Annotated in this window: 15 protein-coding genes; 6 read left to right on the top strand and 9 right to left on the bottom strand. The window is 69.6% G+C overall.

Translation table 11 applies throughout. The features are described 5' to 3' along the window. Positions 1 to 99: 99 nt before the first annotated feature. From DFR72_RS24550 to DFR72_RS24530, 5 genes are all read left to right on the top strand, one after another. Positions 100 to 756, top strand: coding sequence for an FMN-binding negative transcriptional regulator (locus DFR72_RS24550; protein ID WP_090066830.1), 657 nt, complete (start codon positions 100 to 102; stop codon positions 754 to 756). Positions 757 to 897: 141 nt separating this feature from the next. Beyond that, the gene (locus DFR72_RS24545) at positions 898 to 2103 is read left to right on the top strand and encodes a cytochrome P450 (RefSeq protein ID WP_211335517.1); all 1206 of its coding nucleotides are present in this window, start codon (positions 898 to 900) and stop codon (positions 2101 to 2103) included. 34 nt (positions 2104 to 2137) lie between these two features. Then, positions 2138 to 3331, top strand: coding sequence for a cytochrome P450 (locus tag DFR72_RS24540; RefSeq protein ID WP_090066828.1), 1194 nt, complete (start codon positions 2138 to 2140; stop codon positions 3329 to 3331). Positions 3332 to 3339: 8 nt separating this feature from the next. After that, positions 3340 to 4362, top strand: coding sequence for a methyltransferase (locus DFR72_RS24535; RefSeq protein WP_090066827.1), 1023 nt, complete (start codon positions 3340 to 3342; stop codon positions 4360 to 4362). A 51-nt stretch (positions 4363 to 4413) separates the two neighbouring features. Then, positions 4414 to 5163, top strand: coding sequence for an AfsR/SARP family transcriptional regulator (locus DFR72_RS24530; protein ID WP_090066826.1), 750 nt, complete (start codon positions 4414 to 4416; stop codon positions 5161 to 5163). Between the two features lie 15 nt (positions 5164 to 5178). On the opposite strand, the gene DFR72_RS24525 is transcribed toward DFR72_RS24530, so the two are convergent. Then, positions 5179 to 5700, bottom strand: a complete 522-nt coding sequence (locus DFR72_RS24525; protein ID WP_245983451.1) for a flavin reductase family protein — start codon at positions 5698 to 5700, stop codon at positions 5179 to 5181. Then, positions 5697 to 7274: a tryptophan halogenase family protein gene (locus tag DFR72_RS24520; RefSeq protein WP_245983449.1), complete on the bottom strand. Its 1578-nt coding sequence runs from the start codon at positions 7272 to 7274 to the stop codon at positions 5697 to 5699. The genes DFR72_RS24525 and DFR72_RS24520 overlap by 4 nt, the downstream gene beginning before the upstream one ends. 196 nt (positions 7275 to 7470) lie before the next feature. Here DFR72_RS24520 and DFR72_RS24515 point away from each other — a divergent pair, with 196 nt between their 5' ends. Continuing rightward, positions 7471 to 9063, top strand: coding sequence for a tryptophan halogenase family protein (locus tag DFR72_RS24515; protein WP_090067080.1), 1593 nt, complete (start codon positions 7471 to 7473; stop codon positions 9061 to 9063). Between the two features lie 111 nt (positions 9064 to 9174). On the opposite strand, the gene DFR72_RS24510 is transcribed toward DFR72_RS24515, so the two are convergent. From DFR72_RS24510 to DFR72_RS24480, 7 genes are all read right to left on the bottom strand, one after another. Then, positions 9175 to 10026, bottom strand: coding sequence for an ABC transporter permease (locus DFR72_RS24510; protein WP_090066825.1), 852 nt, complete (start codon positions 10024 to 10026; stop codon positions 9175 to 9177). Further along, on the bottom strand, positions 10023 to 10940 hold the full coding sequence (locus tag DFR72_RS24505) for an ABC transporter ATP-binding protein (RefSeq protein ID WP_090066824.1): 918 nt from the start codon (positions 10938 to 10940) through the stop codon (positions 10023 to 10025). Before DFR72_RS24505 ends, DFR72_RS24510 begins: the two co-directional genes overlap by 4 nt. 50 nt (positions 10941 to 10990) lie before the next feature. Further along, positions 10991 to 11845, bottom strand: coding sequence for a DUF4097 family beta strand repeat-containing protein (locus DFR72_RS24500; protein ID WP_090066823.1), 855 nt, complete (start codon positions 11843 to 11845; stop codon positions 10991 to 10993). Between the two features lie 44 nt (positions 11846 to 11889). Further along, positions 11890 to 12402, bottom strand: a complete 513-nt coding sequence (locus DFR72_RS24495) for a hypothetical protein (protein ID WP_090066822.1) — start codon at positions 12400 to 12402, stop codon at positions 11890 to 11892. 195 nt (positions 12403 to 12597) lie between these two features. Next, positions 12598 to 13794, bottom strand: a complete 1197-nt coding sequence (locus DFR72_RS24490; protein WP_090066821.1) for a cytochrome P450 — start codon at positions 13792 to 13794, stop codon at positions 12598 to 12600. 14 nt (positions 13795 to 13808) lie between these two features. Beyond that, entirely contained in the window at positions 13809 to 14048 is a 240-nt protein-coding gene (locus DFR72_RS24485) for an MbtH family protein (protein WP_090066820.1), read from the bottom strand. After that, a complete protein-coding gene (locus tag DFR72_RS24480) occupies positions 14045 to 15316 on the bottom strand; it encodes a lysine N(6)-hydroxylase/L-ornithine N(5)-oxygenase family protein (protein ID WP_090066819.1) in 1272 nt (423 codons plus the stop codon). The genes DFR72_RS24485 and DFR72_RS24480 overlap by 4 nt, the downstream gene beginning before the upstream one ends. Positions 15317 to 15320: the final 4 nt, after the last annotated feature.

Here is a 15320-nt window from a genome sequence, read left to right as displayed (position 1 = left end):
GCGAACCGGCGCGCGTTCTCGTCCGGTCGACAGGACAGCGATCAGCATGCCGCCGGCGCGGCGCGTCACCGGCTCCGCCAGAGCGAGAGGGGTTTGCACATGTTCGTCCCGGCGCAGTACCGCGAACCGCACGGACACTGGATCACCGACCTCGTCCGCGGGCATCCGCTGGCCCAGCTCGTGAGCAACGGGCCTGCGGGATCGAGCCCGTACGTCACGCACGCGCCGATCATCCTCGACCCCGGCCACCCCGACCCGCACCCGGACGACCTGCACGGCGCGGTGCTGTGGGGACACCTCAACCGGGCGAACCCGCACTGGGCCGCCCTGGGCGACGGCACCGAGGTCACCGCCGTGTTCACCGGCCCCGGCTCCTACGTCTCGCCGACGGTCTACGAACGCACTCCCGCCGCCCCCACGTGGGACTTCACCGCCGTGCACGTCCGCGGCACGCTGCGCAGGGTGCTCGACGCGGAGCAGACACTCGCCACCGTCACGGCCACCGTGCGCGCCTTCGAGGCGGACCACGGCACGGGCTGGTCGATGGAGTCCTCTTTGGACTACTTCGACCAGCTGCTGCCCGGGGTGGGGGCCTTCCGGCTCGCGGTGACCGGCGTGGACGCGATGTTCAAGCTGAGCCAGGAACAGCCGCCGGAGGTGCGGCTGCGCGTGCGCGACCACTTCGCGGGCAGCGAGCGGACACACCATTGCCTGATCGCGGAGATGATGGACCGGTTGCCCGTCGCCGAGCACTGATGTCCTGTCGGCAGGACGGTTTCCCACCGGGCTCGACATCCGTTGACACCGCGCCCTGCCTGCCGTGAAGCTCCAGAAATCATGCGCCCGCCGGCTCACATCGGCAGTGGCGCGCGGTTGTGCGTCAGAGAGGACCGCCCAGTGACCACCGTCGAGGATTGGGAAATCTATCCGGAGCATTTCTGGCTGCACGGGCGGCAGCCGGACGAATTCGTGGTCCACGACGACCGGTTGAAGATCTGGAACATTTACGGATATCCGGAGACCGTGCAAATCCTCACGAACCCGTCGGTGTTCTCCAACGACGTCGGCAGGCTGGACCCGATCAAGATCGACCCGGAGATCTGCGCCGGCGACTTCGCCCAGATGGACCCGCCGGAGCACCGCAAGGTGCGCGGTCTCGTGGACAGGGCGTTCAGCGCGCGCACCATCGTGCAGCGCGAGTCGCACGTGCGCGAACTGATCAACGGCCTGCTGGACAAGATCGGCGACCGGGACCGCTTCGACCTGGTCGAGGAGTTCACCCTGCCGCTGCCGGTGGTCGTGATCTCCGAGCTGCTCGGCGTGCCGGAGGCCGACCACGAGTTCATCCACGAGTGGATGCACCGCCTGCTCGACGGCGCCGGCGACTTCGACCCGTACGAGGAGCCCACCGGGGAGGAGCTGGCGCGCCAGCAGGGTGAGCTGGAAGCGGCGCTGGACCTGCTGCGCGAGATGCGCGACTACTGGTCCGGGCTCGTGGCCGAACGACGCAGGCAGCCACGCGAGGACCTGCTGACGAACCTGACGACGGCCGAGATCGACGGGCAGCGGTTGTCCGACACCGAGATCTTCAACATCGCCAACCGGTTGTTCATCGCGGGCCACCACTCCACGTCGATCCTGCTCGCCAACACCGTGCTGTGCCTGGACACGTTCCCGGAGCAGGCCAAGCGGGTGCGCGAGGACCGCTCGCTGATCCCGGGACTGCTGGAGGAGACGCTGCGGTTCATGGCCCCGATCTCCGGGATCATGCGCTGCACCAACGAGGACGTGGAAGTCGGCGGGACGCTGATTCCCAGGGACTCGGTCCTGATGGCGTGGACGGGCGCGGCGAACAGGGACCCGCGGAAGTTCGAGCGGCCCGACGAGTTCCTCCCCGACCGCTCCCCGAACCCGCACCTCGGCTTCGGCCGCGGCCTGCACATCTGCCCTGGACGCGCGCTGGGCAGGCTCGAGTCGCGCATCGCGGTGGACGTGCTGCTCGACCGCTTCCCCACCCTGCGGGTGGACCCGGAGAACAAGCCGCGCTTCTACCAGATCGCCGATGCCGGCGGTCTGAGCAACCTGCCCGTCGTCACCTCGTGACAGCGACCTACCACCGGCCCCAGGAGGACCTCCGATGACGACGGTCGTCGAACGCTGGAACATCCATCCCGAGCACCGCTGGCTGCGTGGCGAGCGCCCGCAGACCCCGATCGTGTACGACGAGGAGCAGAAGGTCTGGAACGTCTACGGGCACCCGGAGATCTTCGAGATGCTGGGCGACCACGAACGGTTCTCCTCGGAGACCACGCGGTTGCTGCCGGTCGAGGTGGACCCGGACCTGGTCGCGGGCGACATGACCCAGATGGACCCGCCCCAGCACCGCAAGTTCCGCCAGCTGGTCAGCAAGGCGTTCACCCCGCGTGCCGTGGCGAAGCTCGAGCCCAGGGTCCACGAGATCACCGCGGAGCTGATGCGGGAGATCGAGGGCCGCGACCGCATCGAGCTGGTCGCCGACCTCGCCTACACGTTGCCGGTGATCGTCATCGCCGAGCTGCTCGGCGTGCCGGCGCAGGACCGCGACCTGTTCAAGGGCTGGGCGGAGAACATCATCGAGAGCTTCAGCGGGTTCTCCTTCCTCGACGGCAGTGAGGAGGGCAGGCAGAACCTCGACAACGCGGCCGACGTGGTGCGCCCGCTGTTCGACTACCTCGCCGAGCACCTCGACGACCGCAGGGCCAACCCGAGGGACGACCTGCTCACCCACCTCGCCTGTGCGGAGGCGGACGGGGAACGGCTGACGAAGACCGAGGCGGTGAACGTCGCCAACATCATCCTGGTCACGGGGCACATCACCACGACGATGCTGCTGGGCAACACCCTGTTGTGCCTCGACGCCAACCCGGACCAGGCCAAGCGGGTGCGCGCGGACCGCTCGCTCGTGCCCGGCGCGATCGAGGAGGCGCTGCGCGTCCTGCCGCCATCGACCGTGCTCACCCGCGCCACCAAGGAAGAGGTGCGGATCGGCGGCACGACCATCCCCGCGGACCAGCTGCTGCTGCTCTGGCTCGGTGCCGGCAACCGCGACCCGCGCCGGTTCCCCGACCCCGCCGCGTACCTGCCGGACCGCGACCCCAACCCGCACTTCGGCTTCGGCAGGGGCATCCACTTCTGCGTCGGCGCCGGCCTCACCCGCCTGGAGGGCGAGGTGGCGCTCAACGCCCTGCTCGACCAGTTCCCGGTGCTGGAGACAGACCCGGACGACCCGCCGACGTTCGTGCCCACCTCGGACATGATCGGCATCAAGTCGCTGCCGCTGCGGACCAGGTAGGGGGCGCGATGGACCAGTCGCTGCTGCAGCAGGCAACGGCCTACCTGCCCGCGCAGATCCTCTACGCCACGGCCGAGCTCGGCATCGCCGACGTGCTCGCGGAAGGACCGTTGAGCGCGGCGGAGGTCGCCGCACGAGCCGGTGCCGACACCGCGGCGGTGCTGCGGCTGCTGCGCGCCCTCGTCGGGCTCGGCGTGGTGGCACAGGCCGACGCGGACACGTTCGCGCTCACCGAGACCGGTGCGCAGCTGCGCGCGGACGTGCCGGACTCCATCCGCGACACGATCCTGCTCTGCACCATGCCCGCGCTGTGGCACGCCTGGGGCGAGCTGGCCACGGCCGTGCGGACCGGGAAGCCGGTGCGCGACCGCGACACCGGGTACACCGCGTTCGAGACCACGGCACGCCACGCCGAGCTGTCCCGGCTCTACCGCACCGCGAAGGCGCGCGCCAGCCTGGAGTTCACCGCGAGCGCGGTGAAGGTGTACGACTTCAGCGCGTTCGGAGTGGTGGCCGACCTCGGTGGCGACTGCGGCACGTTCCTCGCCGCGATCCTCGCCTCGGCACCGGAGACCCGCGGAATCGTCTACGACCTCCCCCAGGCGCACGAGCAGACAGCCGAGACCCTGCGTGAAGCAGGCGTCGCGGACCGGTGCGAGATCGCGGGGGGCGACGCCGCCGTCGCCGTCGAGACCGGCGCGGACGCGTACGTGCTCAACCACGTCCTGCGCGACATGGACGACGACCACGCCGTCGCCCTGCTGCGCAACTGCCGCGCGGCGATGGGGCGGGAAGCGCGGCTGATCGTGGTCGAGACGGTGATGCCCGTCGTGCTCAGCGCGGAGGACTCGCCCGCGTACGGCATGACCGACCTCAACAACCTCGTCTACGCCGGCGGCAGGGAACGCACCGCGGAGGAGTACCGCGCTCTGCTGCGCGCGGCGGGCTTCGCGGTGATGTCGACGACGAACGCCGCGTCCACCGAGGGGCTGCCCGACTACCAGCTCATCGAGTGCGCGCCGGACGACTGAACGAGGGGCGGCCCGTCCTGGTGGCGGGCCGCCGCCACATGGGGGTGAACGATGTACTTGCGGATCCTCGGACCGGTCGAGGTGCTTGACGACGGGGTGGGCGTCACGCTCGACGGCGCCAAGCACCGAACCGTGCTCGCCGCGCTGCTGACCGCGGAGCACGGCTTCGTGTCGGACGCGGAGCTGAGCGCGTACCTGTGGGGGGCGAACCCGCCGGCCACGCTGAACGCGCAGATCTACAACTACGTGTCACGGCTGCGCAAGGCGCTCGGGCCCGCGGTGAGCATCACGCGGTGCGCCCCCGGCTACCTGACCCGCCTCAACGGGGCGCGCTTCGACCTCGCCGAGTTCGAGCACCTCTCCGTGAGCGGTGCCGCCGCGCTCGGCGAAGGCCGAGCGCAGGACGCCCGCACCCTGCTGCAGCTCGCACTGGCGCTGTGGCGGGGGCCGGCGCTGGCCAACGTGTCCGAGCACCTCAGCAGTGCGGAGGGGCCACGGCTGGAGGAGGCGCGGATCTCCGCGCTGGAACACCTCATCGACGCCGAGCTGGCGCTGGACCGGCACGGCCACGTGCTGCCGCAGCTCACCAGGCTGGTGGCACGGCACCCGTTGCGCGAACGGTTCCGGGCCCAGCTCATGACCACGCTCTACCGCTCGGGCAGGCAGGCGGAGGCGCTCAGCCACTACGAGCGAGGCCGGCGCATCCTGAGCGAGGAGCTCGGCGTCGAGCCGGGTCTGCTGCTGCGCGAGGTGCACCACGCGATCCTCACCGCAGACCCGGCCCTGCTCGCAGGAGTCTGACCACCGCCGGCCCGATCAGGAGGCCGCGGACCAGGCTCGGTACTGCCGGTGCCCGTACAGCAGCGGCGGATCGCCGGTGACCAGCGCGACCCGCTCCACCGCGCCGAACACCACCACGTGATCGCCCGCCTCCACCGGAGGACGGGCGATCACGCAGTCGGCCACCGCGTGCGCGTCCGCCTTCAGGTGCGGGCCGCCACCGCCGAAACCCCATTCCACCCGGTCGAACCGGTCCGGGTCGCCGGAAGCGAACAGGGCCGCGGTGTCCCTGGCCCCCTCGTGCAGCAGGTTGACCGTGAACGCACCCCGCCCGCGCATCGCGGCCAGCGTCGGGCTGCCCGAACGCACGCACAGCAGCAACGTCGGCGGGTCGAGGGTGACGCTGCAGATCGACGAACAGGTCATCCCCCACGGCCTGCCGGTCGTGTCGAGCGCCGTCACCACGGCGACCCCGGTGGGGAAGCCGCGCATCATCGTCCGGAACTCCTCCGCGACATCGTCGTCCGGCGTCACCGCGGGCAGCAGCGACTCGCTCACCGCAGGGAACCCTTGCGCATCTGCGCGAAGTAGTCGTACTGGTTCGGCAACGACTCGATCAGATGCCCGGCCCGGCCGCGGATGGCGGCGAACTCCTTCTGCGCGGCGGTGTCGTCGGACAGGCCCACCGCGGGCGGGTAGGACGTGGCGATGCCGCCCATGCCCAGCAGGATGCACATGTAGGAGTACGGCGGAAGTCCGTGGTAGTACGGGAAGATGTTCTCGGTGTCGGGCAGCTGCACCTTCCACCGCTCGAGCCGCTCCGCCATCCCGTCCGGCATCGGGCGGTGCGCGGCGTCGCGCCAGTACTGGGTGTCCGACCGCTCCGCCGCCAGGTAGTGCAGGGTGAGGAACTCGCGCACGCCGTCCATGACGTTGCCGACCGCCGAGTTGTACATGCCCCGGTTGTGCTCCGACCAGCCCGCGTCCGGGAAGTGCTTCACCAGCTGCTCGATGGCGTGGTGGATGAAGAAGATCCCGGTCGACTCGAGCGGCTCGACGAACCCGCTGGACAGTCCGATCGCGACGCAGTTGCGCACCCACGACTCGGCGCTGCGGCCGATCCGCATGCGGATGTGGTTGGCTTCGGCGTCCGCGGCCGCAGGACCGGCGAACTCGCGCAGCACGCGCTCGGCCTCGTCCGGTGCGCAGTAGTCGCTGGCGTAGACGTACCCCGTGCCGATCCGGCCGAACAGCGGGATGGTCCAGATCCACCCGGCTTCCTGTGCCGTCGCCTGTGTGTAGGGCGGGATTCCGCGCTCGCGCATGTCCAGCGGCACCTGCAGCGCGACGGCGCTGTCGTTGGGGAGGCTCTCCTGGTAGGACACGAACGGCACCTCGAGCGCCTTGTTCAGGAGCAGACCCTTGAACCCCGTGCAGTCGACGAACAGGTCGCCGTGGATCTCACCGCTCTCCTTGCCGCGCACCGAGGTGATCCAGCCGCGCTGGTCGAGCAGCACGTCCTCGACGTCGTCGACGACGTGCCGCACCCCGCGGTCGACGGCGTACTGGCACAGGTACTTCGCCAGCAGCGCGGCCTCGAAGTGGTAGGCGTACGGGAACTGCGTGGCGCCCTGGTGCTCGGACATGGTGAGCCCCATCGGCGTGGAGCCACCGTCGATCGCGCCGCGGTCGAGCAGCGAACCGTCGAGCCGGCGCGGGCTGCGCTCGGCGTCGCACAGTGACGCCAGCACGAAGCAGTCCGCGTCGAACCGCTCGGTCGGGCCGTTGCGCAGCCACCAGTCGGTGAGCGGGAACCCGCCGACCGACGGCAGCTTCTCGAAGGGGTGGTAGAAGTGGTGCCCCGGCCTGCGCCAGTCCTGGAACCGCACCGCGAGCTTGTACGTGGCGTTGCACGCGGGCATCCAGTCCTCTTCCTTGAGGTCGAGGAACTCGAAGAAGTGCCGGATGTCGCTGAACGTCGCCTCGCCGACGCCGATCGTGCCGATCCGGCTCGACTCGACGACCGTCACCGAGACGCGGTGACCGAAAGCGGCCTTCAGATAGGAGGCCGTCATCCAGCCGGCGGTGCCACCACCGACGACGACGACCCGGTCCGGGATGGTTCTGGTCACGTCAGCACCTGCGTTCACGTCGCCTCCGGAGCAAGATGGTGTGTCTGCCGCCCACCTTCGCACCCGCGGCTATCGAGCCTCTATGAACGATCAATGGATCACCGGATCTCCTTTGCTCATGGGAAAAATGTAGATCCGGCCGATACGCTCGCGAGCGGCCCTTGAACACTCGGTGGCATCGGAGGAGCCGTTCTTCATGGACGACAACCAGATCAGAAAAGTTCTTGTCCTCGGCGGAGGTACCGCGGGCTGGATGACCGCCTCGTACCTGGGCCGCGCGCTCGGGTCCGCCGTCGAGATCACCGTCGTGGAGGCGCCGTCCATCCCGAGAATCGGCGTGGGCGAGGCAACGATTCCCAACCTGCAGAAGACGTTCTTCGACTTCCTCGGGCTCAAGGAGGAGGAGTGGATGCCCGAGTGCAATGCCAGTTTCAAGATGGGGGTGCGGTTCCTCAACTGGCGCACGCCGGGAACGGGCCAGTCCGCGGCGCGCACGCTGCCGGAAGGCAGGCCCGACCAGTTCGACCACCTCTTCGGCCTGCTGCCGGACCACGACAACCTGCCGCTGTCGCACTACTGGGTGCAGCAAAGACTTTCAGGCTCGACGGACGTACCGTTCGACCACGCCTGCTACCGCCAGCCTCCGCTGCTGGACGCGAAACTCGCCCCGATGCTGCCCGACGGCACGCCGTACGCGAGCTACGCCTGGCACTTCGACGCGAACCTGGTCGCGGACTTCCTGCGCCGGTTCGCCACGCAGCGGCAGTCTGCCGTGCACGTGGAGGACGTCTACATCGGACCGGAGTTCGACTCGCGCGGCTACCTGACGGCGATCAACACCGAGAGTGGCAGGCGTTTCGAGGCGGACCTGTTCATCGACTGCTCCGGCTTCCGCAGCCTGTTGATGAACGGCGCCATGGAGGAACCCTTCCTCGACATGAGCGACCACCTCCTCAACGACAGGGCCGTCGCCACCGCGGTGCCCCACGACGACTCGCAGGGCATCGAGCCCTACACGTCGGCGATCGCCATGTCGTCCGGCTGGACCTGGAAGATCCCTCTGCTGGGCCGGTTCGGCACCGGGTACGTCTACTCGAGCCGGTTCACCTCCGAGGACGAGGCGACCGCGGAGCTGTGCGGCATGTGGGGACTCGACCCCGAGGGACAGCCGCTCAACCACGTGAAGTTCCGCGTGGGCCGCAACCGCCAGGCGTGGGTGCGCAACGTCGTCGGTGTCGGACTGTCGTCGTGCTTCGTGGAACCCCTGGAGTCCACCGGGATCTACTTCATCTACGCCACGCTCTACCAGCTGGTGAAGCACTTCCCGGACAAGCGCTTCGAACCCGTCCTCCGCGATCGCTTCAACGCCGAGGTCGAGACGATGTTCGACGACACCCGCGACTTCCTGCAGGCGCACTTCACCTTCGCTCCCCGCACCGACACGGAGTTCTGGCGTGCGTGCAAGGAACTGAGGTTCTCGGACCGCTTCGCCGAGAAGGTCGCGATGTACAAGGCGGGCCTGACGGTGGACACGCCGGTGACCGACGAGAGCAACTACTACGGCAACTTCGAGGCCGAGTTCCGCAACTTCTGGAGCAACGCCAACTACTACTGCATCTTCGCCGGGCTGGGGCTGCTGCCGGACCGGCCGACACCGGTGCTGTCGTTCCGCTCGGACTCGGTGGAGTCGGCGGAGAAGCTCTTCGCCGAGGTGAAGCAGGACCAGGCCAGGCTGCTGGAGACGCTGCCCACCACGTACGACTACCTGCGCCGGCTGCACAGCCGGTAACCGCTTTCCAGATGTGCCGGTGGCCGCGAGTCGGAGGACTCGCGGCCACTTGCACGTTGCGCGCCGGGCCGGCGCGGGGGGTTCGCGGGGCCCGGCGCTCCCAGGAGGGCGTCAGCCCACGCGTTGCAACGCCTTCTCGCGGCGTTCGGCGATGCTCGAACCCGACTCCCGGCGAGCCATGCGGCGCAACAGGATCGGCGCGAGGATCAACCCGATGACGGCCCAGACACCCAGCACGGCCACCGTTTCCAGGTGGCGCCACGACTCACCGATCTCGACCGACTCCGCGCCCTGCGGCAGCAGCGCCGACCGCATGCCCAGACCCATCCAGTAGACCGGGAAGACCTGCGCGATCCACTGCAGCCAAGCGGGGAACGCCGCCAGCGGGTAGAAGATGCCCGAGATGCCGATCAGGGCGATGATCGGCAGCATCAGCAGCTGCTGCGCGCGGGCGCTCGAGAACGCCGAGCCCAGCACCGCGCCGATGGGCAGGGTGGCGACCATCCCGAGCAGCAGCACCCAGATCAGCGTGAGCCACGCCCCCGAGTCGTTCACCATCAGGCCGGGCACCAGGAACATGCCGGGGATCAGGAAGATCGCGAGGTCGACGACGAGGCTGCCGGACACGGACACGATCTTGCCGATGAGGTAGCCGGTCATGCCGTTCGGCGTGGCCTTGGCGCGCAGCAGGGTGCCGTCCTCGCGATCGACGGTGAGCTGCTGGCTCATCGAGATCATGCCGAAGGCCGCGTTCATGCCCAGGATGCTCGGCAGTGCCAGTGTCCCGAGGAAGAACCCGCTGTCGCCGAAGGACACGTCCTTGACGAAGTAGACGACGACCAGCATCAGGAGCGGCCAGAAGAAGTGCGACCACAGGTCTGCACCGTTGGTGAAGGACTGGCGGAACTCGATCCAGCCGCGGGTGAAACCCGCGCGGACCGCCGTCGACCTCGTGCTCGTCATGCCGCTCCCCCGATGGTGTCCGTCTGCGCGCGCTCCTCCGCGCGGCTGACGATGGTCAGGTAGGTGTCCTCCAGGGACGCCTTCTTGATGTCCAGATCGGCGACCGCGTCCCCGTGTTCCTTGAACAGGTCGAAGATGAACTTGGTCGCGTCCGTCGTGGACTCGGTGTGGCGTTCACCGTCGAGTGTCCAGCTGACCTGGTCCTCGCCCGCGATGCTGTCGCGCAGCTCCGCCGCGGTGCCGTCGGCGACGATGCGCCCACCGTCGAGGATCATGATGCGGGTGGCCAGCTTCTCCGCCTCCGCCAGGTCGTGCGTGGTGAGCACGATCGTGGTGTGGCCCTGCCCGGAGACCTCGGCGACCAGCGAGTGGAACTCCCGGCGCGCCTCGGGGTCGAGGCCCGCCGTCGGCTCGTCCAGGAAGATCAGCTCCGGCTTGCCGACCATGCCGATCGCGACGTCCACCCGGCGACGCTGACCACCGGAGAGCATGCGCAGCTTCTTGTGCGCGTGCTCGGTGAGTCCGACGGCGGCGATCAGCTCGTCGGCGTCCCACGGCCGCTGCACCTCGCTGTCGGAGTACGGCGCGTAGTAAGAACCCTGGTGCTGGAGCAACTCCCTGATCCGCCAGCGCGCGTGGTCGCGCCAGGACTGCAGGACGACTCCCACCCGCGCCCGCCAGGCCTCGTCGCCGCTCGCCGGATCGACGCCCAGCACGGAGACCCTGCCCGCCGACCGCATCCGGAAACCCTCGAGGATCTCGATCGTCGTCGTCTTGCCCGCTCCGTTCGGACCGAGCAGGCACACCACCTCACCGCGTCGTACCTGCAGCGTGACGTCGTGCAGGACATCGGTGCTGCCGTACCGCATCCGCAGGCCCTCGACGTCCAGCGCCAGCTCGTCGTTCCTCGTCATCGCGGTCCCCCTCTCTTGTGTTCGTGTCGTCTTTTCCCGGCGTGGACGACTCATCGCGGTCTCGTACGCCGGATGATGATGTCGCCGTCGAAGGTGTGGGCGTGCACGTCGACCGTGCGGTCCCCGCCGCTGGGCCGGTCGACCTCGGTGAGCCCGTTGTAGATGATTCCGCGCACGGTGCTGACGTCCAGGCGCGCGGCGGTGCCCTCGGGGATGCCGATCTCCACCTCGCCGGAGGCGGACGCGAGCATGGCCGTGCCGCCCAGCAGCTCGCCGATGCGCACGGCTCCGTACGCGGTCTTGCTGCGCACCTCGGCGCCCGCGGAGTCCACCGTGAACTCCCCGTTGGCGCCGACCAGTCGCAGCGGACCGGTGACCGTCCCGATGGTGCACTCGCCGTTGTCGTTCTTGATCACCGCGGAACCGTCGATCTCGTCGAACCACAGCGATCCCGAGCGGGTCGCGACCTTCACCTGGCCGATGACCCTGCCGACGGTGAGCTCGGCCCGCACGGCGAGCACCTGGAGCATCCCGGTGCGGTCGAGCTGGATGGCGCTGGTGACGGTGTCCAGGCGGCACACTCCGAGCCGGCCCTCGGCGCGGAAGTTCGCCCACGCCGAACCCGCACGCACGTGCGAGTCCTCCGGCAGTGTCACCCGCACCGCGACGGCACCGTCCGTCCGGCCTCGCCTGCCCTTGGCCGATCCGGGAGCGCGCACCACCACCTTGCCCGGCGTGTGCTCGACCTTGGTGCGCTCGACGGCGGCGACGTCTGCGGCGTTGCCGGCGTCCACGGGCTCGACGACGACGGTGGTCTCGACGACCGGGCCGGCGACGACGTGCACCTCGCCCGCGGGGAGCTGGATCGACAGGAAGATCGGTTCTGGCGTCGGGAAGGCGGTCATCGGGGCTCCGGGATGGCATCGGGTTCGCGGATCGGCACGGCGGTTCAGCGGACCCATCCCCGCAGGCGGTTGCTCATCACCGCGCCGCGCTCGGACTGGCCGGACTGCTCCGACAGCGCGGCGGCCGTCACGCGGACCAGCCAGGCGTTGACGGACAGCCCCTCGCGTTGCGCGGCCTCCTCGACGCGGACCTTGAGGTGCTCCGGCGGGCGGAAGTTGATGCGCGCCGGGGTGCTGTCCTCGGCCACCGCCTCCGCGGGGAGCCCGCCGTCCGGCACGCCGAATACCGGCCCGCCTCCCTGCTCGCGGCCGCTCTCCGTCCTGGTCACCGCGAACGACGGCGCCATGCCGCGCAGGCGCAGCTCCACCGTGTCCGGAGCCAGGTCGCGGGTGAGCTCGTCGGCGGCCTCCGACAGCAGGCCGAGCATCGCCACCTGGACCGCGGAGTCGAGCAGCGCGACGAGGCGCTCGGCGACCCCGAGCGCCTCGTCGCCGTGCGCCTCAGCGGCGAGCAGGAACTGCTGCCGCAGCTGGTCGGCGTAGTGTTCCAGGTCCATGGCGCCATTCTGGCACACCTATGGCGCCATGCCAACCCGGGGTGATCACCCGACTACCGACTCACTCCTGACCCAACTGGTTGCCACCCTCGCCAAAATTCCAGACCACCAGGCTTCCACCAGCGAAAAAGTCACTGGATCAACTGCCACGACAGCCTTCTTCCGAACCGGGAACGGGATGGCGCATCGATGGCGTCACACCTGCGCCACGACGGGCAGTGATGCGAGACCTGTCGTGTCGAACGCCGGGTGGACCTTCGGGACGGCACCGTCGGCCACCCTCAAGCCGGGGAACCGGTCGAACAGGGCGTTGAGCGCGATCCGCGCCTCCATCCGCGCGAGTTGCGCCCCGATGCAGAAGTGGATGCCGTGGCCGTACCCGATCTGCGAACTGGGCGTGCGGCTCGGGTCGAACACGTCGGGATCGGGGAACTGCGCCGGGTCGCGGTTGGCCGCGGCCAGCCACACCATCACGATGCTGCCCGCGTCGAGCTCCTGGCCTCCGAGTGCGGTGGGGCGGGTCGTCGCCCGGTAGGTGGCGGCGATCGGGCTGAGGAACCGCATGGACTCCTCCAGCAGTCCCGGAACCAGCGACCGGTCGGCGCGCACGCGGCGGTCCAGCCCGGGATCCGCGTCGAGGCACAGCACGGTGTTGGCGATCAGCATCGAGGTGGTCGTGTGCCCCGCCGCCAGCATCGTCTTCGCGAAGGCCACCACGTAGTCCTCGCTGAGCCGCTCACCGTCGATCTCGGCGGTCACCAGCCGGTCGAGCAGCCCGTCGCCGCCCGCGCCCGCCCGCGCGCGGACGTGCTCCCGCAGGTACTCCACGACCTGTTCCATCAGCACGGCGGTGGCCGCGAAGACCCGTTCCTGCTCGGCCTGGTCCGCGGCGGGTGACAGGTCGCCGAAGCTGGCCGCCATCTCCCGCATCCACCGCTCCAGCTTCGGCACGTCGGCGCGCGGCAATCCGAGCATCTCGCCGACGACCAGGATCGGCAGGGGCGAGCAGAACGCGTCCACCAGGTCGAACCCGGTGGGGTCGGCGATCGCGCCGAGCAGCTCGTCCACCAGCTCGCTGATGCGCGGTTCCATCCCGGCGAGCAGGCGCGGGGTGAAGGCGTACCGGACGAGATCGCGCTGCTGGCGGTGCCGCGGCGGGTCGGTCTGCAGCAGGTCTCCCTCCGCGATGACGTCGCCGCCGTCCTCCGCGAACAGGTGCGCCGTCCTGGAGGAGAACGTGGCCGGATCGCCGAGCACGGCGACCGCCTCCCGGTACCCGTACACGTTCCACACCCCGGAGTCCTGGTCGCGCACGACCGGCTCGTCCGGCCGGGCGCCGTGCAACCAGCCGTGCTCGGGGTGGATTCCCCACTTCTGGGCGAGTGTCGTCATCCCCTGTCCCCCGCTCAGCCCGCGGCCCTGGCGGCCTGCTCGTCGCGCTCCATGGCGTCGCGCAGGCTCTTCGGGCGCATGTCCGTCCAGTGCTCTTCGACGTAGTCGACGCACTCCTGGCGCGTGCTCGCGCCGAAGACAGCGCGCCACCCGTCGGGAACGGGTGCGAACGTCGGCCACAGCGAGTGCTGTTCCTCGTCGTTGACCAGTACGAAGAACTCACCGTTCTCGTCGTCGAACGGGTTGGTGCTCATGCGGGTGCTCCATTCCTCTGCTCCGCGCGGCGACGCAGGATCGACTGCGTGATCTCGCCGCCGCGCACGGCGATGTTGGACAACAGGGACGAGGTGAGGCCGTGCGTGTGCTCGGTGCCGCCCTGCAGGTAGATGCCGCAGTCCTGGTCCGGCTCGGTGACCAGGCGGTGGTCGCGGCCGACCAGGTGGCGCCCGAGCTCGTCGTAGGCGACGGAGCAGCCGAGGCCGGCGAGCAGCTCGCCGGGGTCCATCGGGTCGTACCCGGTCGCGCAGACCACCAGGTCGAGCGGGAGGTCCCGAGCCTGGTCATCGACTGTCGAATGGGTCAGCAGGGTGATCCCGTCGCGGTCCTGCTTCGCGCCGACGACCCTGGTCAGCGGCAGGAACCGCAGCCGCGGCTCGCCGCGCACCTCGTCGTCGTAGGCGCGCTGGTAGAGGTCGCGGATCACCTCGTCGTCGACCACCGAGTAGTTGGTGTTGCGGTGGTAGCGCCAGATCGCCGCCTTCGCCTTGTCGGACGCGTCGTAGAAGACGTCGACGGCGTCGGCGTCGAACACCTCGTTGGCGAACGGCGTGCTGTCCGCGATCGCGTAGCCGTAGCTCGGCAGCACCGCGAACACCTGCGCCGACGGGAGGTTCTCGTGCAGGTACCGGACGAGCTCGGCCGCGCTCTGCCCCGCTCCGACCACCGCGACCCTGCGCACGTCGCGGTCACCGAGAGCGTGGAACCGGTGCAGGAACTGCGAGCTGTGCCAGACCGACTCACCCGCCTCGAGCCCGACCGGCATCCTCGGCACCAGCCCTGTGGAGATGACGATGTTGCGCGTGTCCACCGTGCGCGTCGCCCCGGACTCCGTGTCACGCACGTGCACCCGCAGCACTCCTTCCGCCCGGCGCACTGACACGACCTCCGCCCGGTAGTGCACCGGCGGGGACAGCCGCGCCTCCGCCCAGCGGAGGTAGTCCTGGAACTCCCGCCGGGTGGGGAAGAAGTCGCTGTTGTTGACGAACCTCGCGAACCTTCCTCGGTCGTGCAGGTAGGACACGAAGCTGTAGGACGACACGGGGTTGCGCGGCGTCGCGAGGTCCTTGAGGAAGGACACCTGCATCTTGGCGCCCGGCACGAGCATGCCGCTGTGCCAGCGAAGCGAGTCCTGCTTCTCGAAGAAGGCGGCGCTGAGCCCGCCCGTCTCCTCGAGCGCGATCGCGAGGCTCAGGTTCGATGGGCCGAAGCCGATCCCGACCACGTCGTAGGGTTCGCTGGTCACGGAA

It is taken from the genome of Lentzea flaviverrucosa (assembly GCF_003350445.1).
In the GTDB taxonomy this organism is placed as follows: domain Bacteria; phylum Actinomycetota; class Actinomycetes; order Mycobacteriales; family Pseudonocardiaceae; genus Lentzea; species Lentzea californiensis.
The sequence above is the reverse complement of the archived record's forward strand: the minus strand, read 5'-3'. Positions and strand labels throughout refer to the sequence as shown.

Coding starts and splice junctions, on each gene's coding strand:
- DFR72_RS24505 (WP_090066824.1), bottom strand. CDS start 10,940: ATGACGAGGAACGACGAGCTGGCGCTGGACGTCGAGGGCCTGCGGATG.
- DFR72_RS24515 (WP_090067080.1), top strand. CDS start 7,471: ATGGACGACAACCAGATCAGAAAAGTTCTTGTCCTCGGCGGAGGTACC.
- DFR72_RS24495 (WP_090066822.1), bottom strand. CDS start 12,402: ATGGACCTGGAACACTACGCCGACCAGCTGCGGCAGCAGTTCCTGCTC.
- DFR72_RS24540 (WP_090066828.1), top strand. CDS start 2,138: ATGACGACGGTCGTCGAACGCTGGAACATCCATCCCGAGCACCGCTGG.
- DFR72_RS24510 (WP_090066825.1), bottom strand. CDS start 10,026: ATGACGAGCACGAGGTCGACGGCGGTCCGCGCGGGTTTCACCCGCGGC.
- DFR72_RS24550 (WP_090066830.1), top strand. CDS start 100: ATGTTCGTCCCGGCGCAGTACCGCGAACCGCACGGACACTGGATCACC.
- DFR72_RS24530 (WP_090066826.1), top strand. CDS start 4,414: ATGTACTTGCGGATCCTCGGACCGGTCGAGGTGCTTGACGACGGGGTG.
- DFR72_RS24535 (WP_090066827.1), top strand. CDS start 3,340: ATGGACCAGTCGCTGCTGCAGCAGGCAACGGCCTACCTGCCCGCGCAG.
- DFR72_RS24485 (WP_090066820.1), bottom strand. CDS start 14,048: ATGAGCACCAACCCGTTCGACGACGAGAACGGTGAGTTCTTCGTACTG.
- DFR72_RS24490 (WP_090066821.1), bottom strand. CDS start 13,794: ATGACGACACTCGCCCAGAAGTGGGGAATCCACCCCGAGCACGGCTGG.
- DFR72_RS24500 (WP_090066823.1), bottom strand. CDS start 11,845: ATGACCGCCTTCCCGACGCCAGAACCGATCTTCCTGTCGATCCAGCTC.